The sequence below is a fragment of the Pantoea cypripedii genome, assembly GCF_002095535.1.
Taxonomy (GTDB): Bacteria; Pseudomonadota; Gammaproteobacteria; order Enterobacterales; family Enterobacteriaceae; genus Pantoea; species Pantoea cypripedii.
The window spans coordinates 624,605-649,297 of the sequence record NZ_MLJI01000002.1 but is presented as its reverse complement, the minus strand read 5'-3'; the positions used below and the strand labels follow the sequence as shown (position 1 = coordinate 649,297).

Annotated in this window: 26 protein-coding genes; 12 read left to right on the top strand and 14 right to left on the bottom strand. The window is 54.0% G+C overall.

Annotated elements, in window-relative coordinates; genetic code table 11:
• The first annotated feature begins 48 nt into the window (after nt 1-48).
• A complete protein-coding gene (locus HA50_RS24225) occupies nt 49-303 on the top strand; it encodes a type II toxin-antitoxin system HicA family toxin (protein WP_084879358.1) in 255 nt (84 codons plus the stop codon).
• The gene (locus HA50_RS24220; RefSeq protein ID WP_084879357.1) at nt 300-641 is read left to right on the top strand and encodes a type II toxin-antitoxin system HicB family antitoxin; all 342 of its coding nucleotides are present in this window, start codon (nt 300-302) and stop codon (nt 639-641) included. Before HA50_RS24225 ends, HA50_RS24220 begins: the two co-directional genes overlap by 4 nt.
• A gap of 54 nt (nt 642-695) precedes the next feature.
• On the opposite strand, the gene HA50_RS24215 is transcribed toward HA50_RS24220, so the two are convergent.
• Nucleotides 696-1,592, bottom strand: coding sequence for a LysR family transcriptional regulator (locus tag HA50_RS24215; protein WP_084879356.1), 897 nt, complete (start codon nt 1,590-1,592; stop codon nt 696-698).
• Nucleotides 1,593-1,793: 201 nt separating this feature from the next.
• On the opposite strand from HA50_RS24215, the gene pptA reads away from it, so the two are divergent.
• The gene (pptA, locus tag HA50_RS24210) at nt 1,794-2,024 is read left to right on the top strand and encodes a tautomerase PptA (RefSeq protein WP_084879355.1); all 231 of its coding nucleotides are present in this window, start codon (nt 1,794-1,796) and stop codon (nt 2,022-2,024) included.
• A 44-nt stretch (nt 2,025-2,068) separates the two neighbouring features.
• Here the strand turns inward: pptA and HA50_RS24205 are convergent, their stop codons facing one another.
• Nucleotides 2,069-3,424, bottom strand: coding sequence for an MFS transporter (locus HA50_RS24205; RefSeq protein WP_084879354.1), 1,356 nt, complete (start codon nt 3,422-3,424; stop codon nt 2,069-2,071).
• 165 nt (nt 3,425-3,589) lie between these two features.
• On the bottom strand, nt 3,590-4,546 hold the full coding sequence (locus tag HA50_RS24200) for an AraC family transcriptional regulator (protein WP_084879353.1): 957 nt from the start codon (nt 4,544-4,546) through the stop codon (nt 3,590-3,592).
• Between the two features lie 386 nt (nt 4,547-4,932).
• On the opposite strand from HA50_RS24200, the gene HA50_RS24195 reads away from it, so the two are divergent.
• Complete coding sequence (locus tag HA50_RS24195; RefSeq protein WP_244193663.1) at nt 4,933-6,132, top strand: MFS transporter; 1,200 nt, start codon at nt 4,933-4,935, stop codon at nt 6,130-6,132.
• 43 nt (nt 6,133-6,175) lie between these two features.
• Here the strand turns inward: HA50_RS24195 and HA50_RS24190 are convergent, their stop codons facing one another.
• Both HA50_RS24190 and HA50_RS24185 read right to left on the bottom strand, forming a co-directional pair.
• Nucleotides 6,176-6,856, bottom strand: a complete 681-nt coding sequence (locus HA50_RS24190; RefSeq protein ID WP_084879351.1) for a type 1 glutamine amidotransferase domain-containing protein — start codon at nt 6,854-6,856, stop codon at nt 6,176-6,178.
• A 47-nt stretch (nt 6,857-6,903) separates the two neighbouring features.
• Nucleotides 6,904-8,325, bottom strand: a complete 1,422-nt coding sequence (locus tag HA50_RS24185) for a coniferyl aldehyde dehydrogenase (RefSeq protein ID WP_084879350.1) — start codon at nt 8,323-8,325, stop codon at nt 6,904-6,906.
• A 113-nt stretch (nt 8,326-8,438) separates the two neighbouring features.
• On the opposite strand from HA50_RS24185, the gene HA50_RS24180 reads away from it, so the two are divergent.
• On the top strand, nt 8,439-9,329 hold the full coding sequence (locus HA50_RS24180) for a LysR family transcriptional regulator (protein WP_084879349.1): 891 nt from the start codon (nt 8,439-8,441) through the stop codon (nt 9,327-9,329).
• A 10-nt stretch (nt 9,330-9,339) separates the two neighbouring features.
• Here HA50_RS24180 and HA50_RS24175 read toward each other — a convergent pair whose 3' ends face one another.
• The 6 genes from HA50_RS24175 to HA50_RS24150 form a co-directional block, all read right to left on the bottom strand.
• Entirely contained in the window at nt 9,340-10,599 is a 1,260-nt protein-coding gene (locus HA50_RS24175) for a chloride channel protein (protein ID WP_084879348.1), read from the bottom strand.
• A 196-nt stretch (nt 10,600-10,795) separates the two neighbouring features.
• Entirely contained in the window at nt 10,796-12,430 is a 1,635-nt protein-coding gene (locus HA50_RS24170; protein WP_084879347.1) for an NEL-type E3 ubiquitin ligase domain-containing protein, read from the bottom strand.
• A 243-nt stretch (nt 12,431-12,673) separates the two neighbouring features.
• Nucleotides 12,674-12,895: a hypothetical protein gene (locus HA50_RS24165; RefSeq protein ID WP_084879346.1), complete on the bottom strand. Its 222-nt coding sequence runs from the start codon at nt 12,893-12,895 to the stop codon at nt 12,674-12,676.
• 195 nt (nt 12,896-13,090) lie between these two features.
• Nucleotides 13,091-13,489 (bottom strand): (R)-mandelonitrile lyase, encoded by a 399-nt coding sequence (locus HA50_RS24160; RefSeq protein WP_084879345.1) that lies wholly within the window; start codon nt 13,487-13,489, stop codon nt 13,091-13,093.
• Nucleotides 13,490-13,545: 56 nt separating this feature from the next.
• Complete coding sequence (locus HA50_RS24155) at nt 13,546-14,775, bottom strand: multidrug effflux MFS transporter (RefSeq protein ID WP_084879344.1); 1,230 nt, start codon at nt 14,773-14,775, stop codon at nt 13,546-13,548.
• 281 nt (nt 14,776-15,056) lie between these two features.
• Nucleotides 15,057-15,311, bottom strand: coding sequence for a YdgH/BhsA/McbA family protein (locus HA50_RS24150; protein ID WP_084879343.1), 255 nt, complete (start codon nt 15,309-15,311; stop codon nt 15,057-15,059).
• A gap of 283 nt (nt 15,312-15,594) precedes the next feature.
• On the opposite strand from HA50_RS24150, the gene HA50_RS24145 reads away from it, so the two are divergent.
• The gene (locus HA50_RS24145) at nt 15,595-16,488 is read left to right on the top strand and encodes a LysR family transcriptional regulator (protein ID WP_084879342.1); all 894 of its coding nucleotides are present in this window, start codon (nt 15,595-15,597) and stop codon (nt 16,486-16,488) included.
• A 73-nt stretch (nt 16,489-16,561) separates the two neighbouring features.
• Here the strand turns inward: HA50_RS24145 and HA50_RS24140 are convergent, their stop codons facing one another.
• The 3 genes from HA50_RS24140 to HA50_RS24130 form a co-directional block, all read right to left on the bottom strand.
• A complete protein-coding gene (locus HA50_RS24140; protein WP_084879341.1) occupies nt 16,562-17,827 on the bottom strand; it encodes an SEL1-like repeat protein in 1,266 nt (421 codons plus the stop codon).
• A gap of 56 nt (nt 17,828-17,883) precedes the next feature.
• Entirely contained in the window at nt 17,884-18,441 is a 558-nt protein-coding gene (locus HA50_RS24135) for a hypothetical protein (protein ID WP_084879340.1), read from the bottom strand.
• Nucleotides 18,442-18,523: 82 nt separating this feature from the next.
• Nucleotides 18,524-19,924, bottom strand: coding sequence for an aminotransferase-like domain-containing protein (locus HA50_RS24130; protein WP_084879339.1), 1,401 nt, complete (start codon nt 19,922-19,924; stop codon nt 18,524-18,526).
• A gap of 367 nt (nt 19,925-20,291) precedes the next feature.
• On the opposite strand from HA50_RS24130, the gene HA50_RS24125 reads away from it, so the two are divergent.
• Genes HA50_RS24125 through HA50_RS24100 form a run of 6 tightly spaced genes read left to right on the top strand, consistent with a single transcriptional unit; the run spans nt 20,292 to nt 24,689 of the window.
• On the top strand, nt 20,292-20,774 hold the full coding sequence (locus tag HA50_RS24125; protein ID WP_084879338.1) for an MSMEG_0572/Sll0783 family nitrogen starvation response protein: 483 nt from the start codon (nt 20,292-20,294) through the stop codon (nt 20,772-20,774).
• A gap of 13 nt (nt 20,775-20,787) precedes the next feature.
• Nucleotides 20,788-21,789: a Nit6803 family nitrilase gene (locus HA50_RS24120; RefSeq protein WP_084879337.1), complete on the top strand. Its 1,002-nt coding sequence runs from the start codon at nt 20,788-20,790 to the stop codon at nt 21,787-21,789.
• Entirely contained in the window at nt 21,749-22,858 is a 1,110-nt protein-coding gene (locus tag HA50_RS24115) for an MSMEG_0568 family radical SAM protein (protein WP_084879336.1), read from the top strand. Before HA50_RS24120 ends, HA50_RS24115 begins: the two co-directional genes overlap by 41 nt.
• 6 nt (nt 22,859-22,864) lie before the next feature.
• A complete protein-coding gene (locus tag HA50_RS24110; RefSeq protein WP_244193662.1) occupies nt 22,865-23,428 on the top strand; it encodes an MSMEG_0567/Sll0786 family nitrogen starvation N-acetyltransferase in 564 nt (187 codons plus the stop codon).
• Nucleotides 23,425-24,387, top strand: a complete 963-nt coding sequence (locus HA50_RS24105) for a sll0787 family AIR synthase-like protein (protein ID WP_084879334.1) — start codon at nt 23,425-23,427, stop codon at nt 24,385-24,387. The genes HA50_RS24110 and HA50_RS24105 overlap by 4 nt, the downstream gene beginning before the upstream one ends.
• 11 nt (nt 24,388-24,398) lie before the next feature.
• On the top strand, nt 24,399-24,689 hold the full coding sequence (locus HA50_RS24100) for an MSMEG_0570 family nitrogen starvation response protein (RefSeq protein ID WP_084879333.1): 291 nt from the start codon (nt 24,399-24,401) through the stop codon (nt 24,687-24,689).
• Nucleotides 24,690-24,693 lie beyond the last annotated feature (4 nt).

Here is a 24,693-nt window from a genome sequence, read left to right as displayed (position 1 = left end):
GACACTACATCAGATTGATGTAGTGTCAAATTGTGATACCATCAGGCGATGAACAAACGACACCATAAAACGCTGTCAGATGTGTACGCCCGACCGGTAAGCGGTTCAATAAAGTGGGGTGATATTGAAGCCCTGTTTATTGCTCTCGGTGCGGAAGTTCATGAAAGGGAAGGCTCAAGGATTGCGGTTCTACTGAAAGGACAAAAGAAAATCTTTCACAGGCCACATCCGAGACCGACCACTGACAAGGGGGCGGTTAACTCCATTCGGGTATGGCTGGATAGTTTAGGAATCAGACCATGAATAACACACTTAAAATCGACGGACATATTGCCGTTATTTCTTTCGACCCTGAAATAGAAATGTTTCGCGGAGAGTTTGTCGGCCTGAATGGCGGGGCTGACTTTTACGCGTATAGCGTAGAAGAACTTAAAAAGGAAGGTTCACTATCGCTGGCCGTTTTCCTTGATGAGTGCCAGAAAGACGGTATCGAACCCTATAAAAATTTCAGTGGTAAGGTGACAACCCGTCTGACACCAGAACGACACCAGGCGCTGGCAGTGACTGCACAGGCACATGGTGTGTCCATAAATGAATTACTCAATGAAGGCGTAGATCTGGTAATTCAAAAGCACTCTTAAGAACGGGTATCAGATTATATGACCCACACTCTGGAGTGTGGTGTTGCAAAGTCACTACTTCCGCCGATACCTGAGCGCATCCACCATCAGGGTAAATGCGCGTGAAGGGGCCCGGCGGCTTGGATAGTAGAGATGGTAGCCATCCCAGTAGGGGCACCAGTCTTCCAGCACCCGCACCAGTTTTCCCTCGGCGATCAGCGGGGCTGCAAGATCTTCCGGTACATGCGCCAGGCCAAAACCACTCACCGATGCATCGAGTACATGGAAGATATTGTTGAAAACGGCCGGGCCTTCAACCCTGACGCGCAATTCTTCCCCCTCTTTTTCAAACTCCCAGGCATATAAGCCGCCATGTGTGGGCAAGCGAAGATTGATACAGCGATGCGCCACCAGGTCGCGTGGATGGAGCGGGGTGGGATAACGCTGAAAATAGTCAGGCGATCCCACCACGACAAAACGGACATCGTCACTGATTCTTACCGAGATCATGCCCTGAGCAACCGTCTCTCCCAGCCGGATCCCGGCGTCAAAGCGGCCGGCAACAATATCAGTCAGCCCATAATCCGTGATCAGTTCTACCTGGATATCCGGATATTCAGGCAGGAATTTTTCCAGTTTCGGCCAGACCAGATAGGTGATCGCATAATCAGTCGCTGTTACGCGCACCACACCAGTCGGGTTATCCCGCAGGTCGAGTACCGCATCCAGCTCATTTTTGATTTCATCCAGTTTCGGACCGAGCGCCTGTAATAAACGCTCGCCCGCTTCTGTGGGCGAGACGCTGCGGGTGGTACGGGTGAGAAGGCGCAATCCCAGTCTGGATTCCAGTGCCTTCATGGAATGGCTGAGCGCCGACTGGGAAACCCCCAGTGCTGCCGCGGCGCGGGTAAAACTTTGCTCGCGGGCAACCGTGATGAAGGCCACCAGATCATTTAGATTATCGCGCGACATTAATGAAATTCCTTCATCAGTACATCCTGTTTTTACACCATAGTCAGAAGTTAACCTGTCAGATAAGGTTAAGAGTAAAGCGGTAAGACACCGACGAGGGGGAGGATATGAACACAATCCGGGCGGGATTGGGTTCATTTTCCGGGGAACTCTCCGACAGGTAAAGTAAAATGCAGTAGAAATCACCCGTAAGGATAAAAAATGCCACACGTAGATATTAAATGTTTGCCACGTAACCTGACGGAACAACAGCTAGCAGCGCTGGCTGATGATATTACCGCTGCGCTGGTAAAACATCTGGGCACCACTGACGATGCGGTATCCGTTGCACTGAATGAAATTCCATCCGAAAAATGGAAGGGTGACGTTTATGACACCATCATCAAACCGCATTTAGCTGAGTTAATTAAAAAACCAGGTTACCAATACTAAGTTTATGCAGGCCGGAATCGCCTTCCGGCCTGTGTCACACCGTTTTATGCCGGTAAACGGGTTTTGCTGATGGTTAACCAAATCAGCGTCATCAACATGGCGGTTGCCGCCACCATTTTCAGGCCGCCAATCAGATTTTCATCACCACTGGCACTGATAATCAGGCCGAACACCGCAACGCCCATTACCCCTCCCATCTGTCGTGCGCAGGAAAAGAGGGCTGACGCCGATCCGGCTTCCTCATGCGTCGCCTGCGCAAAAATCAGGTTAGCCACACCGGGCATCGCCAGAGACGTTCCGGCACCCAGTAGCATCATCGGGATAAACAGCTGATAAGCTCCCCAGTCAGGCTTAATCAACAACAGCAAAGCGAACCCGACAAAACTCACCAGGCTACCCACGCCCGACAACCCGCGCAGACGAAACAATCGCCCCAATCTGCCACTGCTGAAATTCACCAGCGCGGTACACAGCATCATTGGCAGAAAAGCCAGGCCAGCCTGTAAGGCGGTGAGTTTCAGTTCGCTCTGGAAAAAAATACTGAAAATGAACACCGCACCATAAAACACCATGTTGCAGAGAAATCCGATGATTACCCCACTGACGATCAGCTTATTGCTGAGCACTGATGGCAGCACCACCGGGTCCGCAGACTTTTTCTCACCGCGAATAAACAACGCCAGCGCGATCAGCCCGGCCAGCAAAGACGATAAGGTAATACGGCTATCCCAGCCAAAGCGCCCGGATTCGGTCAGGGTAAAGGTCAGCAGCCCGAGCGCCAGAACAATCAGCGTCTGGCTGGCAAAGTTAATGTTTCGGTTAAAGCGCGGGCTGATCGGGGCAAAGCGCAGGGTAAAAAACACACTCAGCAGACCGACCGGCACATTGATCAGGAAAATACTTTTCCAGCCCAGTAGCTTAATCAGAAATCCCCCCGCGACCGGGCCCGCAGCCAGTGCAAAACTGCCTGACGCCGCCCACAGGGCGATCGCCCCGGCTCGCGCCTTGCCATCAGCGAAATACTGGCGCAGCAGCGTCAGCGAACTCGGGACCAGCAGGGCAGCGCCCACCCCCTGAATGCCGCGTGCGATATCCAGCCAGTAGATGCTGGGCGCAAAGGCACAGCTCAGTGACGCACCAATAAAGATTAAAATGCCCGTGACAAAGATATTCCTGACGCCAAAGCGATCGCCCAGCGTACCGGCACCCAGCAGTAGCGAGGCAAAAAGCAGGGAATAGGTATTCATCACCCATTCGAGGTCAGCGATCCCGGCATGGAAATTCTGCCGCAGGGTTTCCAGCCCGACGTTAACGATGCTGACATCAAGCTGGACCAGAACGAAACCCAGACACACCGCTGTGGTGAACAGCTTGTCCTGAGTGGTGTTTTTTATATGCATGTTTATTCCAAAGAGGTGCGGACCCACGGCAGTAGGTCGCTACCGTACTGATGAATGTATAAGTTGCAGGCGGAACCACTGAGCGGTTTGGTGTCTGGAGTGTATGTTACAGAGGTGAGTTGAGATTTTTAATAATCTAAAATCTAAATTTGTTTTGTGAAAATCTCATTTTGCGTCTTCATTGGCAGCGAAAGGGGCCAGACGCTGCAGCGGACCGTCCTGTTTTGCCAGCCGATGTGCTGACGGCGGTAACCCATAAACGCGCCTGAAGACGGTACTGAAGGTGCTTTCGGAGGCATAGCCGAGGCGGAACGCCAGTTGCTTGATCGGTTCGGCACTCAGTCTGAGGGCTTTGCTGGCAATCTGCATGCGCCAGTGCGTGACATAATTCAGCGGGGAGGTGCCGGTAGTTTCGCTGAAGCGACGCGCAAACCCGGCCCGTGACATCCCGGCGATGTTCGCCAGTTCCATCAGATGCCAGTTTTTTGCCGGTTCGGCGTGAATGGCGGTGATTGCACGCATAATGCGCGTATCGCGCAACGCCCCCATCCAGCCCTGTAACTGCGCCTCGTCAGAGAGCACCCAACTGCGGATACCTTCAATCATCACCAGATGCATCAGATGATTCCCGGCGACGGCGGACCCTGGGCGGTTAGACTGGCTTTCGGCATGCAGTCGGGTCATCAGCCAACTGAGCGTTGAGGAGGACTCCGAGTCGGCGTGCAACGGAATCACCAGCGGCAGCAGATCCAGCAACTGCTCTGCGGAGACCGGATCGATTTCCATTTTGCCTGCCAGCAGCAGGCTGTCGTCACCGCCGTAATCGGCGAGGCCATTTTTTCTGACATAAGGCACGGTGGCGGACGCGACCGGGGTAAGGGCAGGATCGGAGGCCAGGATAAATGGCGCAGAACGGGTGATAATCATCCCGTCACCGGCAGTAAGCGCACGCCAGTGATCTTCAGCGACCAGACGGAACCAGATTTTTCCTTTATGCACTGCCATAAACTTCATCCCGGAAAATCCGGGATAGCGCATCGACCAGCATGCTCCGGTGGTTTGTCCGGTGGTGATATAGCTTTGGGCGGACAATAGCTGAAGCACATCGGATAACGGATCCATAAAACGCTCACAATATCGCGGGTAAAGGTTAATAGTATCTGTTAACGCCCCGATTCTGTCGCTACCGTCTTGATCGTCAATTCCTGGTGCGAATAAATTCGCACCCTACGCCTGTTGGGGCAGCATTGATGCCGACCAGGTCAATAACCGCACGGAGCGGTAGCGGCGCGATTTATCGCGCGTTTTTTAACTGCATCTATGATTTTCGCTCATAACACTATTCACCTTTACGCGATTCATTTTGCGCTAACATTTTGCTAAAAAAGGCCAGCCAGCGATTATCATTGATACTGTTGGTTATGTCCTTATCACACCTTGATAACTCCACATGCTGTTCCGATCCCAATCCTGTTAATTCACTCAATGCAAAAATGAAAGGAGAAAACGTGGCCAAAGCGGCACATGCCTCTCACTCTGTGGGAATGACCAAAAGCCTGACCTTATTATTCTCGATCGCCGGGGGGATAGCGGTAGGGAACCTTTACTGGGTGCAACCCCTGCTCGATTATATTGGCAACGCATTTCACGTTTCATATAGCCATGCCGGATTGCTGGTCACCCTGACGCAGATTGGCTATGCATTAGGTGTGCTGTTACTGGTTCCGCTCGGAGATAGCCACGATCGCCGCCGCCTGATTCCCACCATTATGGCGGTATCTGCCCTGGCGTTAATGGCCTGTGCTTTCGCACCCACGTTTAGCGTCCTGCTGGCTTCACTGTTTTTTGTCGGCCTCACCACGGTGACGGGCCAGCTACTGATTCCGTTAGCGGGCGATCTGGCGGCGGATCACCAGCGCGGCAAAATTGTCGGCACCGTGGTTTCAGGTGTGCTGACCGGTATTCTGGCTTCGCGCACAGTCAGCGGACTGGTGGCCGATGCCTTCGGTTGGCGTGCGATATATGTTCTCGCGGCGCTGATGACGCTGGCTCTGGCCCTGATTCTGTTACGGTCTTTGCCAGCCGATCAAAAACGCGTAGCGGGTTCTTACCCGCAACTGCTGGGTTCTATTATCACGGTCGTGCGCCAGCATCCTACCGTGCAGGTTACGCTGATCCTCGGTGCCATTGGGTTTTCAGTCTTCACGCTGTTCTGGACCGGGCTCACTTTTTTACTCAGCTCGGCTCCCTACGGTTACAGTGCCAGCCAGATTGGCCTGGTCGGCCTTGTGGGGTTGGCTGGGGCGCTGGCGGCGCGACGTGCCGGACGATTGCACGATCGCGGCTGGTCAGCGGGTGCCACCGGTGGGGCGCTGCTGCTGGTGATGGTGTCCCTGATCATTGCCGAAATAGGCGGTTCCTCCATTCTCGCCATTCTGGCTGCGGTGTTGCTGCTGGATATCGCCATTCAGGCCACTAACGTACTCAATCAAACGCGATTATTTGCGGTGGATGTCACGGCAAGGAGTCGCCTGAATACGGCGTTTGTGGTCAGCAATTTCATCGGTGGGGCGATCGGTTCTTCTCTGGCGGGCACGTTGTGGCAACTGGGGGGCTGGTCGGGGATCACTGCGGGTGAGATGGTCCTGACAGGCTGCGCGTTGCTGATATGGCTGGTGCAGCGCAAGCGGCTGAGGGTATTAGCATAAAAAAACAGCCCGCAATCCCTCTCAGGATTGCGGGCGGCAATGATTAATTAGCCAGTTTGCTCAGCAGACGTTTGGCGACATCTTCGGAGCTGGCCGGGTTTTGTCCGGTGACCAGATTGCCATCTTCCACCACAAACGGCATCCAGTCTGCACCTTTCTGGTACTTAGCGCCCTGGGCGATAAATTCATCTTCGATCAGGAACGGCACCACATCCGTCAGTTCCACCGCCGCTTCTTCGCTGTTGGTAAAACCGGTGACCTGCTTACCTTTCACTAACGGTTCGCCATTGGCGGCTTTGACATGGCGCAGTGCGCCCGGTGCATGACACACGAAGCCAATCGGTTTACCTGAGCGTTCGAAAGACTCAATCAACTGAATGGATGTGGCTGACTCGGCCAGATCCCACAGCGGGCCGTGACCACCAGGGTAAAACACGGTGTCGAACGCCGCCTGGTCAACGGTATCCAGCTTCACGGTAGTCGCCAGCGCCTGCTGCGCCGCCGGGTCGGCTTTAAAACGGTCGGTCATTGCGGTCTGGAAATCGGGCAGATCGCTTTTCGGATCCAGCGGTGGCTGTCCGCCTGCCGGAGAGGCCAGCACAATCTCTGCACCCGCATCTTTAAACACATAGTAAGGTGCAGCAAACTCTTCCAGCCAGAATCCGGTTTTCTTGCCGGTATTCCCCAGTTCTTCGTGTGACGTCAGTACCATTAAAACTTTCATGAAAAATCCTCAGGTTACGTAGTGAATGACTGCTGTTGGGTCTGGAGTTACTGATTAAGCATCGCGGCGATGATGGCCGTTTTTTCCTGATAAGGCGCACGCAACCGCAGGTTAGTGGTTCCCGCTTCGTCCTGAATCACCACTGGTTTGGCGTGGCTGAAGCGGCGGAAACCGTGAATGCCGTGGTAAGCGCCGATACCTGACGCGCCGACACCACCGAACGGTAAACTGTCGAGAGAAGCATGGGTCATGACATCATTGATGACCAGTGCACCAGATGTTGTTTGTTGTGCCATCTGCTGCTGACGCAGCGGATCGTTACCAAAATAGTAGGCAGCCAGCGGGCGCGGATGCGCATTGATGTAAGCAATGGCTTCACTGACGGACGATGCATAGGTTTTCACTGGCAGCAGCGGGCCAAAGATCTCTTCCTGCATGATCAGCATGTCTTCGCTGACATCGAGCACCAGATGCGGCGCGATTTTTCTGCTGCGGGCATCGAAATCCGGCTCCCCCTCAGGCGCCAGGCTAACCACCCGTGCGCCTTTGCTTTTCGCATCGTCAAGCACCGCAAGCAGGCGCTGATAATGACGATCGCTGATGATTGCCGTGTAATCCGGGTTCGCCTGGACAGTCGGAAATGCCTGGCGCATAAAGTCGCTGGCGGCGGTGACAAATGCGGCTTCAGCCTGCGGTGGCAGCAGCAGGTAATCCGGTGAAATACAGATCTGTCCGGCGTTAAAGGTTTTAATGGTCATGGTTCTGGCGGCGGCCAGCGCGGCATCGGCATCCACATCCAGCACCACCGGCGATTTACCGCCCAGCTCCAGCGTTACCGGCACCAGGTTCTCTGCGGCAGCACGCATCACATGTTTACCCACGGCGGTGCTGCCGGTGAACACCAAATGGTCGAACGGTAAACGGCTAAACGCCTGTCCGACATCGGCATCCCCCAGCACCACGGTCAGCTCCTGTGGGTCGAAATAACGCGCGACCAGTTCAGCCAGCAGTTCTGAGGTTTTCGGCGTCAGCTCCGAGGGCTTCAGCATCGCCGTATTACCGGCGGCAAACACGCCTGCCAGCGGACCGAAAGCGAGGTTGATGGGGAAATTCCACGGACTGATGATGCCCACCACGCCAAGCGGCTGCGGTGCAATCCACGCCTGCATCCCCGGAACCGGGACTTCGGCTGTTTCCGGTTCCATCCATTGCGCCAGATTATCAGCGGAATGTTGCAGCATATTGATGGTGGTGACCAGGTCAGCCGCCATGGTCTGGTACAGGCTGCGATGGCCGAAGTCCGCGCTGATGGCGGCGCTGATGGCAGCATGGTTATCACGGATCAGCGCGATGCTGCGCATCAGGCGGTCACGACGTAATTCAGCTGAAGCCGGACCCGCCTGCAAATGGGCATTTTTCATCGTATGCAGGATGTGCTGCAGCTGTTGATCATGGGGAGCGTTGTTCATCATCTTTTCCTGTCTGAATGCGTTTACTTAAGATGCGACAAGCTTAACCGCGCTGGATTTCCACGGCTAACAAGGCTATTTTCGTGGGGGTATAAATTAATTTATGGGGATGTATGTCACTGGTTCGTTTGCGCACCTTTATGGAAGTTTACCGTCAGCGATCAATCTCCGGCGCGGCCAGAGCGTTGAACCTGACGCAACCTGCGGTATCTCAGCACATCAGCGGTCTGGAAGTGGCGATCGGGCGGCCGTTATTTGAACGCCAGCCACAAGGGGTCATACCCACGCCAGCGGCTGAGGATTTGGCGGCGGATATCGGCAACTCCCTCGATACCGCCGAATCTGCACTCGCTTCGGCGAGGGCGCGTTCGATGGATGTCAGCGGTACTTTGCAGATCATCGGACACGCCGATTTTATGGCGGATAAACTGGCCGGGGAGCTGTTGCCGTTGCTACAAAGCGGTATCCGGGTACATATGCATACCGGCGATGGCCCGCTGGTGGCGCAAATGGTGATTGAAGGTCACTGTGATCTGGGGATTACCGCGCATCCGGTGACTGATAGCCGTCTCAAAGGGGAAGTTATCTTTAGCGATAAGGTGGTGGCGGTAGCCGCCCCTGAGGTGGCGCAGCGGATCCATACCCACCACGATTGTGCGACGGCCCTGCTGCAGGAGCCGCTGCTGGCGTATAACCTTGAGCTTTCGCTGATCGATCACTGGCTGGATAAAAATCGCATCAAATACCAAACCCTGTTGCCAGCGCTGGTAGGCCAGGATTTACGGGGTCTGCGTAGCCTGCTGCTACAGGGATTTGGCTGGTCGGTGATGCCGCTGTTTTTGTGCCAGCAGCATATCGACAACGGCGAATTGGTTGCTCTGCACGCCCCCGTGGGGGATACCGACATTCGTTATAACCTGGTCTGGCTGCCCAGCGCATTGCGGCAGCCAAGGATTGCCCATGCCCGGCAAACCCTGGTCTGGCGTCTGAACCGGGCAAATTGAGGAACGCGCATCAGAATGCGTGCTTTTTCTCCAGCACCCGGCAGGTAATGAAAGCACCTGCGGCGCACAGCAGGGCGGGAACAAAATAGTCATGATCCATGTGGGTAAACTCCATCACCAGCGTCACGGCGGTCAGCGGCATTTGCATTGATGCTGCGAGGAAGGCGGCACCGCCCACCAGCGCAAAACTGCCGTTGTCACCGCCGGGGAAGGCCAGTTGCCAGAGAAAGCACAGCAGCAGGCTCAGCAGCCCCCCGACGGTCAATCCCGGGGTGAGTAGCCCACCTTCGGCTCCGCCGCGCAGCACCGCCAGAATGACTACCATCTTCAGCCCGAGCAGTAACGCCGCATCGCGATAATCAATACTGTCACTCAGGGCCAGCTGCATTGGCCCTTTACCGTTGCCCGGTAGCCGGGGGAAATGGAGGCTGAGAACAGCGAGCAGCGCGAATGCCAGTAAACAAAAAACCGGCATCTGCCAGTTGGCACGCACACCGGCGCGGGCGGCACCGGTGCTTTTACGAAACAGCCATGCGGCACTGCCCAGCACCGGACCCGCAACAATCGCCCATGCCAGGAAAGAGTGGGAAAGGGTGCCCGAGGTAAAGTGATATTGTGATTCATTGCCCAGCCCCAGCGTTGCCGTCCAGGCTGCGATGGCGGAGGTGATGATGGCGGCCAGCGCTTTCTCCCAGCTGAACGACAGCAGCAGCACTTCAAGGCTGAACAGCGCGCCCGCCAGCGGCACGTTGTAAACCGCAGCCAGGCCAGCACCGGCACCACAGGCAATCAGCGTGCGGGTTTCGTCGGGATCCAGTCCCACCCGGCGCGCCATAAATCCCCCTGCCAGCGCGCCCATTTCCCGTGGTGCAACCTCACGCCCCAGCGGAGATCCCAGTGCTACGGTGATGATTTGCAGCAATGCATGCAGGGTGGTGGTTCCCATCGGCATCCGGGCGCCAGATGGCGCAACAGCTGCGGCGACAGAGACCCGCTTGCGCCCATAGCGGCCGAGCAGCCACCAGCCACACCCGGCGACAATACCCCCGGTCACAATGGCCGCAATACGGCGCAGGTGCTGTGAATCCGTTACCCCTTGCAGAAAAGATTCCGGGCTGATGACCCGGTCCATGCTGTAGCCAAAAGCGAGATGCTGAATGCTGTGTAGAATCATGGCGAGTAGCATTCCTGCCAGTCCGGCAAGGAATCCCGTTATTACCACGGCTGCCAGACGAGGCAGGTACTTTTTATCGCCAGAAGGGGTAGTCATTACCAGGCGTCCTGTAAGAAGTGAAGCGTCAAAGATAACAGGGGCTTAGTAAATATAAAGTCTCTCGGGGGGATTTATGTTGGTGTGGTGCGGTATCTGAGGAGCATCATCGCGGCGAGTCACCCAGGGACCAGGCTACCCTGGCCCCTGATGGTAAAGGTGATCTATTCAGGCATCCAGGTGATGCGATGAATATTTAATAACCTTCCCACTTTTTAAGCAAAAGATCTTGCTGTCCTTGTTCATTAAGCAGCTGTTGAGTCAGAGGCAGAAGAATATTGATTTCCATTTTTTTTAAAATTTTCTTTGCATAGAACTGTTCCGCGTCCCCAACATTCATGAGTGTTTCGGCCTTAAGTGCCGAGTCAAGCTTATCCTTATATTCGATGCTATCAAGCATACTGTATCTTTGTTCCCAGGCTTCATCCCAGGCGGCAGGTGCTAAACGCTCGATGACTTTCTGCCACGGCGTCCATCGGCATAACCACTGGGGGAATTTGTCATTTTCTGCCGTTTTTACCTGTATTTCTGCGGCCTTGAGGTCATCTGTGGAGACTGAGGATACGTCGAAGAAACGCATTTTTTCTGCCACGGTATTCAGTTCGAGGAAAGGCTTAAGTTTGGTTTGAAAGGCCAGGTAGACATCTAATTCATCAACAAACACCAATGTCTTTATTTTCTCTCTGGCAATTATTTCCAGTTTTTCGAGGCGAAATTTTTCGCGAGCGATAGTCACTAACTCAGGTAATTTGTTGTCATATGTGCCAGATACAGCCAGATGAATAAGTTCAGCGATCTGCATATTATTCCATGCCAGAGTCACCCGGTCCTCGCAGGATTCCGTTGCCGCGAAAGCAACCGCAAATGTCATCTCACGTAGCTCTGAGTCGGCGGTCAGTCTGATTAACCAACTGGCAACCTGCTTCTTAAATTCATCATTATTTCTGGCACTGACCGTGCTTCCAAGCTCAGTCAGAAAGGCGCTGAATTCACGGGCACCGTTTTCATTGCCAATTTCGTACCATTTCTCTTCTGTTACGTTAACCTCATCTGGCTGTAGCCATTCAGTAATCACCTTATGTAATGAATAAATGACCGAGAGAGGCTGATGCTCTGACATGGAGAAATAGATTTGCGGACCATGATAATTCGGGGAGTTGTTAATATTCATCATGTGCCGGATGGTACGTACTGAGAGCGGATTGTTGCTGGCAGCAATGTAAGCCTGTCGTGACAGATTAACGATAGAAGCAGGAAAGGTTTCCAGTCGATTATCGGAGACATCTAAGAACGTAACAGTTCCGGGAATGACTTCAGGTAAAAAATTCAATTGATTATGACTTACGTATAATCTCGTCAGGTTTTCTGGCAAGGGTTCTGGCAATATTTCGATGAAGTTATATTTTGCTGATAAATATGAAAGGTTATTTAATTGCATACCTGCCAGAGACGTCAATTCGTTATGATCTACGCACAGGTCTGTTACATGTGGAGGTAATTGAAAATTAAGGTTCTGGATCTTGTTATTCGAGAGATCTAACGTTTCAATATGCTGGGGAATAAATGTGGGTAATGAGCTAAGAGAAAGGTTGGGTAAATATAGCACATTGGAATGCCGTTCAAAGCAATCAAGCATGATATTCACCGCTCTGTCACGCTGCTCGCCCGCACCCACCGGCGCTTCTTGCGCCCATTGCCTCCAGTGGGCAAGGTATTCCTCTTTCGTCTGGGGTTGTGCTGGGGTGCCATCTATATTACCGGACTGCTGTGCACTGTCGGAATTTGCGCGGAGAAATGAAGGTGATGATAAGTGATTATTCACTGTTGGCATGTTAAATTTCCCTATTTGTTAAATATTTTAATCCTGATAACTTCACATCTACAAAGATATTTTAAATCATGGCTGGCAGGTTACGTATTTTTTACGGATTTTACAGATAATTGAAAAATGCTTGTGACTGATTATGATAAATAATCGTTCAGATCGAATTAGCTCCGAATTTTGCTTTATTAAAGAAGTTTATTCAAGTCTGATATTGACGCATCCTTGCGTCAATCAGCGCTATGCAGGGTGTTATTTTTTCGCTTCGGGAGGCTCAGGGATACTGGTTTTGCCCAGTTTTATTTTGAATCGATCACCTTCTTTTTTGATTTTTGCCCCCCGCTCACACCAGTAATCGGAGAGAGCAAAGAAGTCATCACTACTGATATCAAAATCGATAACAACTTCTTTGGATTCACCGTTGAGCAGCTTATCGTTCACCTCACGAATTGATGTGGCTTTTACGCTTTTCATCTCGTTCCCCGGGTTAATGTCATCAGATTACAGCCATGCTTTTGTAGCACAGTTTTGGGGCAATATCGGAAAATTAGGAGAGAACCAGGCCACTTTCTGGTGCGGGATTTGCTCAGGTGATTGTTATTTATAGAAAATAATTCTGCCCGGTGCGTCACCGGGTAGCGGGTTTTCTGAGCGGTTTCAGAGGCGTTGTTACTTTTTATATTGCTCGTCGGTGACTTTTTCCAGCCAGTCAACCGGGCTGCCGTTGACGGATTCGGCGATGGCAATATGTGTCATGGCATTGTCAGGGGTTGCGCCGTGCCAGTGTTTCACACCTTCCGGGATAAAAATGATATCACCCTGATTCATCACCACGGTCTCTTCACCTTCACACTGAATCCAGCCCTGGCCGTGAGTGATGATTAGCGTCTGACCAAGCGGATGGGTATGCCAGGCGGTACGCGCACCCGGTTCGAAGGTCACGGTTGCACCACCCACGCGTGCTGACTCGGTGCCACTGAATGGCGCATCGATACGCACCGTGCCGGTGAAATACTCTTCCGGGCCTTTGCGTGAGGGTACGGAACCATTAGGGATAATTTTTAACATGTTTACTTCCTTTGTGATGAGTCTCTGGATGACAACTAAACCTTAGCAAAGCTGCGCTACTGGCGCGTGGTGATTGAGGTGAGGTGGTTATGACGCTTCAGCCCCCAGCTGATAACGCAACCGGCGATAGCAACCGCACCCAGAACCGCACCCATTGGCCAGGGAGAGCCATCTTTCCACCATCCCAGCACGGCGGCGCTAAAAATACCGGATCCATAATGCATGGCCCCAATTAACGATGAGATGCCACCGGCATTGGTGGTGGCTTCGGCTAAGGCACCGGCCACCGAATTAGCCACAATCAGCCCGTTCATGGCAGCATAAACCAGGAATGGCAGGATCAGGCCGCTAATGCCGCCCCAGCCTGAGTGACTATCCAGTGCGAACATCACCCCCGCTGACGCCGCAATGGTGCTGCCGAGATGGAACAGACGATCGCTGCCGATGAGTTTCACCGTGCGGCTGTTAAGAAAGTTAGCACCCATCACGCCGATAATATTGACGCTAAACAGCAGGCCATATACTTGTGGCGAAACATGATAATAGTCGATATAGGCAGAAGGCGTACCGGCGATAAAGGCGTAAAACCCCGCGTAGTAACAGGCTCCCGCCAGGCCATAGCCCATCACCCGTTTATCCCTGAGTATGTTGACGTAATCCTTCAGGGCCCAGGAGAGCGGGGTGGTGGCGCGTGACCCGGGGCTAAGGGTTTCCGGCAGAAAAGCCAGCCCGATGATGGCAACCACGCCCAGCAACACCATAAACCAGAAAATCATATGCCAGTTACTCCAGGCCATGATTTGTCCACCGAGTATCGGGCCGGATAACGGCGCAACCGCCATAAATAAAATCAGCGTCGACAGCATTTGTGCGGCACGTTCGCGGCTATAGAGATCGCGTACCATGGCCCGAGCCAGTACCGGTCCGGCACAGGCACCGACGGCCTGAATCACGCGCCAGCTGACCATCTGGGTGAGGGTGGTGGATAAGGCACAACCAATGGAGCCGATCAAAAACAGTACCAGACCGAGCGCCACCGGAATGCGTCGGCCATAACGATCACCCGCTGGCCCCCAGATTAATTGCCCAAGGCTAAAGCCAATCAGAAAGCCGGAAAGGGTGAATTCGATCCCCCCGCTGGCAGCATGCAAATCCTTGCCCATCACCGGCATCGCTGGCAGGTAAAGGTCGGTTGATACTGAGGCAAACGACATCAGTGCACTCAGGATAATCAATAAACGTAAATCACGCCGTTGCGTTACAGCGTCCATCACAGGAGAAGTCATAGTCGGTTTCTTGCTGAGAGAAGTTATTCATGCAGGTGCGGAGAACAATCGGTATCTGCAGGTAAATTAACAGATTTTTTGCCGATGATTAGCCTGGCGACAGGGATTGACCTTATGAGGCGGATTCATAAAAGATGCCGAACGCCAGCCAGGGCGTTCGGTGACATCCATTTATTCCAGACAATAGCAAACCAGGACACCGATAACAGGTGTACGCAATAGAATTAAATTTATCCGGAGAAGGGCTTATATCGGCTTATTGGGTCTTCAGTTCGGGGGAATTACTTATAAATTTCCGCCACGCCGTAAAGTTTATTTTCACCGCCAGCGGCGATAATTTTCATTGATGTTGCGCCCTGTGCCTCGGCCTTATCCGCCAGTTTATTGGTCAGTCCGTCGAGGGAATAGGCACCGGAAGCAGAAACCACACCGACTTTTTGTTTACCGGCGGTATCGTTGATGACATCGACGGCGAAGGCGCTGTTAACAGCAAAAAGAGTGGTTAAGGCAAAGGCGGAAGCAATTAACGTTTTCATAGAAACCTCACATAATTAAAAGAAGAGTTGGCTAACGACGAGATAATAGTATCATTACGAATTACAGTTTATTAGCGGGCAAAACCCGATAGGCGTAATGAGTAAAACTCATCAGTACCGCTCCAAAAGGTTAAGCATTGAACCGAAATCTGGCTTAGAACAGGGCTTATGTCACAATCCGTCAGCTTTTTCTGGTCAATTTGTGAATAAATCACATATATTTCAGTTTATGTATGGTTTTCAGGCCGGTAGCCTGACAAAAGATGACAAAGAGGCGTGATCGATGCTCAGGGAAAATTTTAACGACCTCATCTATCTGGTGATGGTGGCGCGAGAGCAGAGTTTTACCCGTGCTGCCGCCAAACTGGGGGTATCGCAATCGGCGCTGAGTCACTCTATTCGTGGACTTGAGGAACGGCTTAATACCCGCTTATTAACCCGCACCACCCGCAGCGTGGCACCGACGGAAGCCGGTGAGCGGTTAATTCAGAACGTGGGGCCGATGATTATCGATATCGAAAAAGCCTTGTTGCAATTGACCGATGAGCAGGGCAAGCCCTCCGGGAATATCCGTATTACCGCCGGAGAGCACGCGCTGGCATCAACCCTCTGGCCGTTATTGAAACCTTTTTTACAGGCCTACCCGGAAGTCAATATTGAATTATCGGTGGATAATACCCTGATGGATATTGTCAGCGGCCGCTTTGATGCCGGGGTGAGGTTGGGCGAGCAGGTTGAGAAAGATATGGTGGCGGTACGCATTGGTCCGGACTGGCGCATGGTGGTGGTGGCTTCCCCGGACTATTTCGCGCAAAACGGGATACCGGAGACCCCCTATGAACTCCAGAACCATAACTGCATCAATATGCGTTTGCCGACGCTCGGGGGGATTTATAACTGGGAATTTAGCAAGGATGGCAAAGAGATCCGGGTCAAAGTGGAAGGGCAGCTGATTTTTAATAATCTTGCCTCGCGCGTTGATGCCGCATTAACCGGGATGGGGATCGCCTATGTGCCTGAAGATAGCGCCAGGAAATACATTGATGAGGGGAAACTCCAGGTGGTGCTGGATGACTGGTGTGCACCTTTTGCCGGTTATTATCTTTACTACCCCAGCCGCAAACAGCATACGGCAGCTTTTTCGAAACTGATTGAAGCGGTGCGCTATCAAGCTTAATCGCCAGGGGCCTCTTATCCTGAGAGCCCCTCGACGCGTGATAAATAACCGCACGGAGCCGTAGCGGCGCGATTTATCGCGCAATGGCAGGCGCTGCTGCCCCCACGGTATAAACATTGACCGCGAAAGACTTCACTTCATCTTTAAAGTTGTTAGTGGTCACCGCGATATAGGCATTCTTCGTGGTTTTGAATTGCTTCAACACGATCTGGACATTTCCCGTGCAAACGAAAGAGGTGGCGAGATTGCCTCCTGCCTGTGAAAAGTCTTTCAAAAATGAACAATCCACCGCATGTCCGTTCGCTTTGAAGGTGGCATCGTCACCTTGCCAGGTAAAGGTCGCGTTAACTCCGTCATCGATAGATTTCGCGATCAGACGCTGAGTCGCTACCGGTGCAGACGAGCTGGCAGTTCTGACGCGATACATTTTTTTCGCTTTCATTTCCTTCACGGTATCACAGGCATCCGCAACCCCCCGGTCACAGGCCGTGCTGTAGAGTTCGGTGGCTTTGTAGTAGTCCTTTTTCACCCCCAGTCCATTGAGATACAGATAACCTAAACCGGTTCTGGCCTCTGCGGAGTCTTTCGCTACCGCCTGTTCCAGATAAAAGCGTGCTTTGACGTAATCCTGTTTCACGCCTTCACCATCGGTAAGCATCACGCCGAGGTTATTCATCGCGGACAGGTCGCCGTTATCGGCAGCTTTTTTGTACCAGGAGACGGCCAGCGCATCGTTACGTTTTACCCCGATACCATCGTCATAGGCGTTGGCGAGCAAATACTGTCCCTGAGGGTTACCCAGCGCGGCTGACTTTTCATAATACTGAAATGCCTTGCGGGTGTTTTTCGGCACCCCATCACCGGTGGCATATCGCCAGCCAATTATCGCCTGTGACTCGCTGTTGCCAGCATCGGCGGCCAGTTGATAATACTTTAGCGCCAGGGTGGGATCAGGCTGGCCATTCAATCCCTGAGCATAGATAACCGCCAGATTATTGTATGCATCGCCGTGTTGTGCCGGACCGGCCTTTTTATACAGTTCGATGGCTTTATTCAGATCCTTTGCCACACCATGACCATAGGTGTACATCAGGGCGAGCGCATGACAGGCTTCCTGGCTATCCTGAGCCACCGCTTTTTCCAGCCATTCCTTAGCTTTGCCGTAATCCTGTGTGACACCGTCACCGTTCAGGTAATCGATGCCAAGGGTGGTTTGTGCCGCCGCATTACCATTGGTTGCTTGAGTTTGCAGATCAGCCAGATTTTCCCCGGCATAAGAAGCACTGCAACAAAATAATGTCACCAGCAGAGCGATAGCGTTAGGGGTAAATAATTTCATCTTAATATTATCCACAATGGTAATGGCTTAGGAGGGGATTAAAAGCGTGAATACCATCATGATGGGTCTTGCGCACGCAGCAATTCCTCCAGCGTGGCGGATTGCGTCATCAACGCAGAATATTCACTCTTAAACAAATTAATCTTACTTTGATTGCCGCCATTGGTTTTTATCACAGCGCTTAAATCTTTGAATCTGCCGATGGCGTTATAATAACGCACCAGTTTATCGACATACTCAGGCGGAAGATTCTGTAACTTAGGCAGCGTGGCTTTATAAATATCATCGTGCAAATAGCCAGCGACAACGTCAAGTCGCTCGATCGCCTCGCTATCGTTGTCCGGCAACGGAATACAGACTTCCAGCCCCTCGACGAGGGACTGTTCATAGCCGCTGGTTTCAATGGCTTGCAGGTTATATTCCACCTCGGAGTGCAGCATGATTTTTATCTTTTGCACTTCCTCAATGGCATTTTGTTCTTTATCCACCGACGCGGAGTGATTACCCCAGAGAAATATGCCTAATGCGATGATAACCGAGAAAGCTTCCCAGTTTATTTTGCGCAATAACCCCACAAAAAATATTTTGATGTCAGCAAATTTAGGCAGTGTCATCCTGACTTACCCGATTTAATTAAAACAGGCGACCCATGTTGCCAGCATCATCATCATTATTCAAGAGAACCCATTAATATGCTTAAAGGATCACACTGCCGTAATGCTGAGGATTCAACATGACATGGGCAATGGTCTGTAAATTCTCCGCGCAGGTTTCCCGTGACCAGGAACCCCCCAGACAAATACGCAGCGCATCCGGTGGATTATTATCGGTGCAGAAGGCTGCGCTCGATACAGCACTGACGCCAAGTTCGCGCAGTTTTACCGCCATCTCGGCAGGATTCCAGTTGAAATGACGCGGCAGCTGTAACCAGAGATGGAATCCCTGTGGCGTGGCGCGGTAACTAAAATCGCGCAGAATGTCACTGGCCATTTTCTGGCGAATCACCGATTCGGCACGCACGGAAAGCAACACCCGATCGGCGGTGCCATCACTGATCCACTGGGTCGCCAGCGCGTTGGTAATCGGGCTGGCCATTACGTTCAGGGCGCGCAGCGCACCCGCCAGCAGCTGGGTATTGCGCTTACCCGGACCTTTGATAAATGCGGTGCGCAGCCCCGGCCCAAAACATTTGGACATGCCGGTGACATACCAGGTCAGTTCGGGAATGAGCTCGCTGAACGACGCAATATGTTGTGTCGCCAGCGCAGCATAAGCCTCATCCTCAATCACCGGCACGCTGTAACGTGACGCCACATCGGCCAGCGCTTCACGACGGCGCAGCGGCAACGTCAGGGTGGTGGGGTTCTGGATGGTGGGATTGATATATAACGCGCTGATGTTGCCAGTCTGGCATTGATGTTCAAAAGCGCGCGGCAGCGGGCCATCCTCATCGCAGGGCAGGGATTGCAGCGTGATATTCAGCTGGCTGGCGATGGCTTTCAGGCCCGGATAGATCAAATCACTGACGCACACGCTGCCACCCTTGCGGCACAGCAGGGTCAGCAGTCCCACCAGCGCGCTATGGATCCCAGGGGCGACCAGAATGTCTTCCATGCTCACGGCGGGCAATTGCTTCTCCAGCCAGACCTTTGCCATCGCCTTATCATCGGCCTGCCCGCCAAAATCCTGATAACGCAGCAGGCTGAGGATATTTTTCTGCGCGAACAGATTAATCGCCCCTTCACTGATCGCCTGTGCCAGCTCCACACCGGGTTCAATCGGTGAATTCATCGTCATCTCATAACTGCTGCCCCCGCTCAGCGGGACGGCGGGCACCTTTCCACGAATGTAACTGCCGAGGCCTGGCCGTGAGTCAATCAATCCACGTCGTTTGGCTTCCGCGTAACCACGGGTCACGGTGGTGTAATTGAGCGCCAGTAGCAGTGCCAGTTCACGTAACGGCGGCAGACGATCGCGGGGCTGAAACTCGCCGCTGTTGATGCCGTCGGCGATGATATCGGCAATCAACAGATAAGCCGGGCGTTGGGTGTTCTGATTTTGATAGCTGTTCCAGCGACTGCCGAGTTTATTAAGCATGCAAACAATTCCCGCAAATTGGCGAAGTATGCATCACTATTGCCTGGCTGAGGTTAATCTGCAATCAGCTTATCCATTGATTGCATCATTGATTGCATGATGATTTTAGTTGTGTGCATTTATGGTGCAAATTGGCATCAATTCAGTGCATCTCAACGGGGTTTATCACCCTCTGGCGCGGCAGGTTATGGGAATGTTAGTAGGATGAAAATTTTTTTTGCGCATAATTTGAGCGTTTGATGGGCCATTGATTGCATGCCCTTGATCCGCCGCTGGCACGTACCTTGCTCCAGTCTCTGTGCATCACCTGCGATGTACCATGACGGGGAGCGAGGCTCCCCCTGATCAAAACCGGGAGAAACGTGCTATGCCAAAAGTAACTTTGCCAGCTCATAAGACGGGTGATTTCTTTGTCGATTACGAAGAAAAAGTGTTTGAAGATGTGAAGGCGGAGCCAGGCCAGAAGGCGCTGGTGACCTTCCACACCGTCGCCTTTGAAGGTTCGATCGGTTTCGTCAACATGTTGCAGGCCACCCGTTTGCAACGCAAAGGGTTCGAAACCTCCATCCTGCTGTATGGACCCGGTGTGCTGCTCGGCGTGCAGCGTGGTTTCCCGACCATCGGTGCCGAAGCCTTTCCTGGTCACCAGAACTATGCCAACCAGCTGACCAAATTTATGTCTGAGGGCGGCAAAGTCTACGCCTGCCGCTTTGCTTTACAGGCCCTGTATGGTCACGGCGAGCCTTCCCTGCTGGAAGGAGTACGCCCGATCAATCCGCTGGATGTGCTGGACCTGAAACTGCTGCACGTGCGTGACAACGCGGTGATTATCGATACCTGGACGATGTAAGCGGAGGCGCGTTATGGCTGAGTCACGCATTATTCGTGCCGCCGCCGCCCAGATTGCGCCAGATCTCCATGAGGCCAGCAAAACGCTGGCCCGGGTGCTGGACGCTATCGATCAGGCAGCCGCACAGGGGGCAGAGATCATCGTCTTTCCAGAGACCTTTGTCCCTTACTACCCCTACTTCTCGTTTATCACGCCCGCGATGACCGCCGGAGCGGCGCATCTCAAATTGTATGACCAGGCGGTGGTGGTGCCCGGCCCGATCACCCATGCGGTGGGCGAACGCGCCCGTCTGCGCAATATCGTGGTGGTGCTGGGGGTGAATGAACGTGACCACGGCACGCTCTACAACACCCAACTGGTGTTTGATGCCAGCGGGGAACTGGTGCTGAAGCGTCGCAAGATCACCCCGACCTATCACGAACGGATGATCTGGGGGCAGGGAGACGGTGCCGGATTGAAAGTGGTGGAGTCCGCGGTTGGGCGCATCGGGGCCTTAGCCTGCTGGGAGCACTACAACCCGCTGGCGCGCTACAGCCTGATGACCCAGCACGAGGAGATCCATTGCAGCCAGTTCCCCGGTTCGCTGGTGGGGCCGATTTTTGCCGAGCAGATGGACGTCACCATTCGCCATCATGCGCTGGAGTCCGGTTGCTTTGTCATCAATGCCACCGGCTGGCTCACCGAGGAACAAATCAACGAACTGACCAGCGACCCGGCATTACAGAAGGGCCTGCGTGGCGGCTGCAACACCGCCATCATCTCACCGGAAGGCCGTCACCTGGTGCCGCCACTGACCGAAGGTGAGGGGATTTTGATTGCCGATCTGGACATGGCCCTGATCACCAAACGCAAACGCATGATGGATTCTGTCGGCCACTACGCCCGACCAGAATTACTCAGCCTGCGCCTCGATGCGACACCTGCCCGTTATGTGGTGGCGCGTGATGATGAGTCCGAAACGGGAGGAGACCGCGATGCAGAACGTACCGTCTACGCGCCAGCAGCTGATCACTGAGCTGCTCACCCAGGGGGTTAACGTGATCAATCCCCGCCAGGACCATGTCAGCCGCCACGGTGGTGCCGGGCCGTCGGACCATCAGGCGATGAATATTGATGGTGTGACGGTAATGGTGCCGATCTACACCCATTCCGCACGCCAGTCGCCGTGGCAGGTGAAACACGAGGAATCCGGTGCCACTCGTCTCTATAACAACCTGATCCCGGTGCGGGAGATCAGCATCGCCCATAAGCCGCGTTTTTATGAGCGACAGACGGCCGACGGCGTACCCTACTCGCAGATTGCCACGCTGCATGGTACCGACGTGCTGGCGACCACGGTGCTGCAAACCTGCATCCGTTATGAAAACCGCGCCAAAGCCTGCCAGTTCTGCGCCATCGGACAATCGCTGGCGGCGGGCAGCACCATCTCGCGTAAAACCCCGCAGCAACTGGCAGAAGTGGCAAAAGCGGCCGTTGAGCTGGATGGGGTGAAACATATGGTGATGACCACCGGCACACCTTCAGGCAGTGACCGTGGTGCCCGCATTCTGGTGGAAAGTGCGCTCGCCATCAAAGCGGCGGTGGATTTACCATTGCAGGGACAATGCGAGCCGCCGGGAGATGCGAAATGGTTCCGACGTATGAAAGACGCAGGGATTGATGCGCTGGGTATGCATCTCGAAGCCGTCACGCCGGAAGTGCGCGCCCGCATTATGCCGGGCAAAGCCCAGGTGAGTGTGGAGCAATATCTTGAGGCGTTCGCCGATGCGGTGGCGGTGTTTGGCCGGGGTCAGGTCAGCACCTATATCCTGGCGGGTCTGGGCGATACGCCGCATGCCATCCTGTCGCTGTCGGAGACGTTGATTGACCTCGGGGTTTATCCGTTCGTGGTGCCTTTCGTGCCGATCAGCGGTACGCCGCTGGAACACCATCCTGCCCCTGACAGCCAGTTTATGTCATCAATTTTGCAGCCGCTCGGGCAGATGCTGAGTCAGGCAAGCCTGCGTTCCAGCGATATCAAGGCGGGCTGCGGTCGCTGCGGTGCCTGTTCTTCACTTTCCAGCTTTGAACAGGCAATGGCATAAGGGGGCATGATGAATCACTACGCGGGTTACACCATCAAATGGGTCACGCTGCCGTGGGAGCGGCGGCAGGCTTACGCACTGCGCCAGCGGGTGTTCTGCCAGGAACAGGGATTGTTTGAGGGCGATGACCTGGATGATATCGATGGTCATGCCCGGCTGCTGGTGGCGCTTGGCAGCGTAGGCGGCTGGCATGATGAAGTGGTGGGCACGGTGCGCATCCATGAACTGTCACCAGGGGTCTGGATGGGATCGCGCCTCGCCGTGGATAACGCCTACCGTCGGCAGGGCCAACTGGGGCCGACGCTGATCCGTCTGGCGGTATGCAGCGCCCACGCGCTGGGCTGCCGGGAATTTTATGCCCAGGTGCAGCATCAGAACGAACCGCTGTTTCGCCGCATGCACTGGCACACGCTGGAGTGGCTGGACTTGCGCGGTGTCCGCCATGCCCGGATGCAGGCCGATCTGAATTTCTATCCCCCCTGCTACGACCCGCTGAGTGGCATGGTGATCAACACCCCGGTGCGCAAGCCAGCTGAGATACCGATCTTTCTGACGGGGGTAGCGCTATGAATCATGACTTGCCCGCGCTGATTACACGGCTGCACACCTTTAGCGGCCTCGCTCATAAGCGTGATATCCAGCAGGTGGCGCAGCAGCTGAGGGATGCCTGGCCTAACCCAAGCCCCAATGGGGATGATTGCGCGCTGATCCCGGATGGCAGCGGCTACAAGTTGCTGGCGATGGAGGGATTTATTAATCGTTTTGTCGCAGAAGATCCGTGGTTTGCCGGTTGGTGTGGCGTGATGGTCAATCTGAGTGACATTGCCGCAATGGGCGGACGCCCGCTGGCGGTGGTCAATGCGCTATGGGATGACGCATTGCCCCATGCGGAGCAGATCCTGCAAGGGATGGCGGCGGCATCCCGTGCGTATCAGGTGCCGGTGGTGGGTGGTCACACCAATCTGCGCAGCGAGCAGCCCCAGCTGGCCGTGGCGGTGCTGGGAGAGACAACGCATCCGCTCAGCAGCTTTGCCGTACAACCGGGTCAGACGCTGATGGTGGCGATCAATCTGCACGGGCGCTGGCATCCACCCGGTTACAACTGGGATGCGGCGACTCATGCCGACCCTCTGGCCCTGCGTCAGGCGTTGTCCCTGCTGCCCGCGATGGCCGACGAGGGATGGATTCAGGCAGCGAAAGACATCAGCCAGGCCGGACTGGCGGGCACGCTGGTGATGATGCTGGAGAGTAGCGGGCTGGGTGCCGGGCTGGACCTGACGCAAATCCCCATCCCGGCTGGCGTGGAACTGGAGCAGTGGCTGTGCGCCTTCCCCAGTTTCGGTTTCCTGCTGGCTGTGGAACCACAACATTGCGACGAGGTGGCTGAGCGCTTTGCCCGCTGCGCCATCAGCTGTGCCGCGGTGGGACAGTTCACCGCGGAGAGAAAACTCATCATGCAGTACCAGCAGCAGCGAGCCTGCTACTGGGATCTGGCGCAACAGCCGCTTACCGGCATGAACAATCACTAGAGGAACTTACGATGCCTGCAATGCATTTTGTCGTTTGCTGGCCTGATGGCAGCAAAGATACCTGCTATTCCCCCTCCACCGCGATTGAGAAGCACCTGGAGGTGAACCATCCCTATGCGCTGGAGGAGTTCGTCACCCTCAGTACCCGCGCGCTGGATGAAGCCAGTGAAAGGGTGAAAGCGAAGTTCGGTTATTACTGCTCCAGCGCCCAGGATCAGTCTGCGGTGATCGTGCAAAAAGCCCGGCAGTTCACGGCACAGCAGCAGGTCATTGTGGAAAAAATCACCCCCGTCCCGGTCTGATAAC

Bases quoted from the DNA above. Each gene is read 5' to 3' on its own strand.
- HA50_RS24175 (WP_084879348.1), bottom strand. From the start codon at position 10,599: ATGACTACCCCTTCTGGCGATAAAAAGTACCTGCCTCGTCTGGCAGCC.
- HA50_RS24120 (WP_084879337.1), top strand. From the start codon at position 20,788: ATGGCTGAGTCACGCATTATTCGTGCCGCCGCCGCCCAGATTGCGCCA.
- HA50_RS24215 (WP_084879356.1), bottom strand. From the start codon at position 1,592: ATGTCGCGCGATAATCTAAATGATCTGGTGGCCTTCATCACGGTTGCC.
- HA50_RS24200 (WP_084879353.1), bottom strand. From the start codon at position 4,546: ATGGATCCGTTATCCGATGTGCTTCAGCTATTGTCCGCCCAAAGCTAT.
- HA50_RS24170 (WP_084879347.1), bottom strand. From the start codon at position 12,430: ATGCCAACAGTGAATAATCACTTATCATCACCTTCATTTCTCCGCGCA.
- HA50_RS24185 (WP_084879350.1), bottom strand. From the start codon at position 8,325: ATGAACAACGCTCCCCATGATCAACAGCTGCAGCACATCCTGCATACG.
- HA50_RS24115 (WP_084879336.1), top strand. From the start codon at position 21,749: ATGCAGAACGTACCGTCTACGCGCCAGCAGCTGATCACTGAGCTGCTC.
- HA50_RS24125 (WP_084879338.1), top strand. From the start codon at position 20,292: ATGCCAAAAGTAACTTTGCCAGCTCATAAGACGGGTGATTTCTTTGTC.
- HA50_RS24160 (WP_084879345.1), bottom strand. From the start codon at position 13,489: ATGTTAAAAATTATCCCTAATGGTTCCGTACCCTCACGCAAAGGCCCG.
- HA50_RS24110 (WP_244193662.1), top strand. From the start codon at position 22,865: ATGATGAATCACTACGCGGGTTACACCATCAAATGGGTCACGCTGCCG.
- HA50_RS24155 (WP_084879344.1), bottom strand. From the start codon at position 14,775: ATGACTTCTCCTGTGATGGACGCTGTAACGCAACGGCGTGATTTACGT.
- HA50_RS24130 (WP_084879339.1), bottom strand. From the start codon at position 19,924: ATGCTTAATAAACTCGGCAGTCGCTGGAACAGCTATCAAAATCAGAAC.
- HA50_RS24190 (WP_084879351.1), bottom strand. From the start codon at position 6,856: ATGAAAGTTTTAATGGTACTGACGTCACACGAAGAACTGGGGAATACC.
- pptA (WP_084879355.1), top strand. From the start codon at position 1,794: ATGCCACACGTAGATATTAAATGTTTGCCACGTAACCTGACGGAACAA.
- HA50_RS24100 (WP_084879333.1), top strand. From the start codon at position 24,399: ATGCCTGCAATGCATTTTGTCGTTTGCTGGCCTGATGGCAGCAAAGAT.
- HA50_RS24150 (WP_084879343.1), bottom strand. From the start codon at position 15,311: ATGAAAACGTTAATTGCTTCCGCCTTTGCCTTAACCACTCTTTTTGCT.
- HA50_RS24220 (WP_084879357.1), top strand. From the start codon at position 300: ATGAATAACACACTTAAAATCGACGGACATATTGCCGTTATTTCTTTC.
- HA50_RS24105 (WP_084879334.1), top strand. From the start codon at position 23,425: ATGAATCATGACTTGCCCGCGCTGATTACACGGCTGCACACCTTTAGC.
- HA50_RS24145 (WP_084879342.1), top strand. From the start codon at position 15,595: ATGCTCAGGGAAAATTTTAACGACCTCATCTATCTGGTGATGGTGGCG.
- HA50_RS24180 (WP_084879349.1), top strand. From the start codon at position 8,439: ATGTCACTGGTTCGTTTGCGCACCTTTATGGAAGTTTACCGTCAGCGA.
- HA50_RS24165 (WP_084879346.1), bottom strand. From the start codon at position 12,895: ATGAAAAGCGTAAAAGCCACATCAATTCGTGAGGTGAACGATAAGCTG.
- HA50_RS24135 (WP_084879340.1), bottom strand. From the start codon at position 18,441: ATGACACTGCCTAAATTTGCTGACATCAAAATATTTTTTGTGGGGTTA.
- HA50_RS24225 (WP_084879358.1), top strand. From the start codon at position 49: ATGAACAAACGACACCATAAAACGCTGTCAGATGTGTACGCCCGACCG.
- HA50_RS24205 (WP_084879354.1), bottom strand. From the start codon at position 3,424: ATGCATATAAAAAACACCACTCAGGACAAGCTGTTCACCACAGCGGTG.
- HA50_RS24140 (WP_084879341.1), bottom strand. From the start codon at position 17,827: ATGAAATTATTTACCCCTAACGCTATCGCTCTGCTGGTGACATTATTT.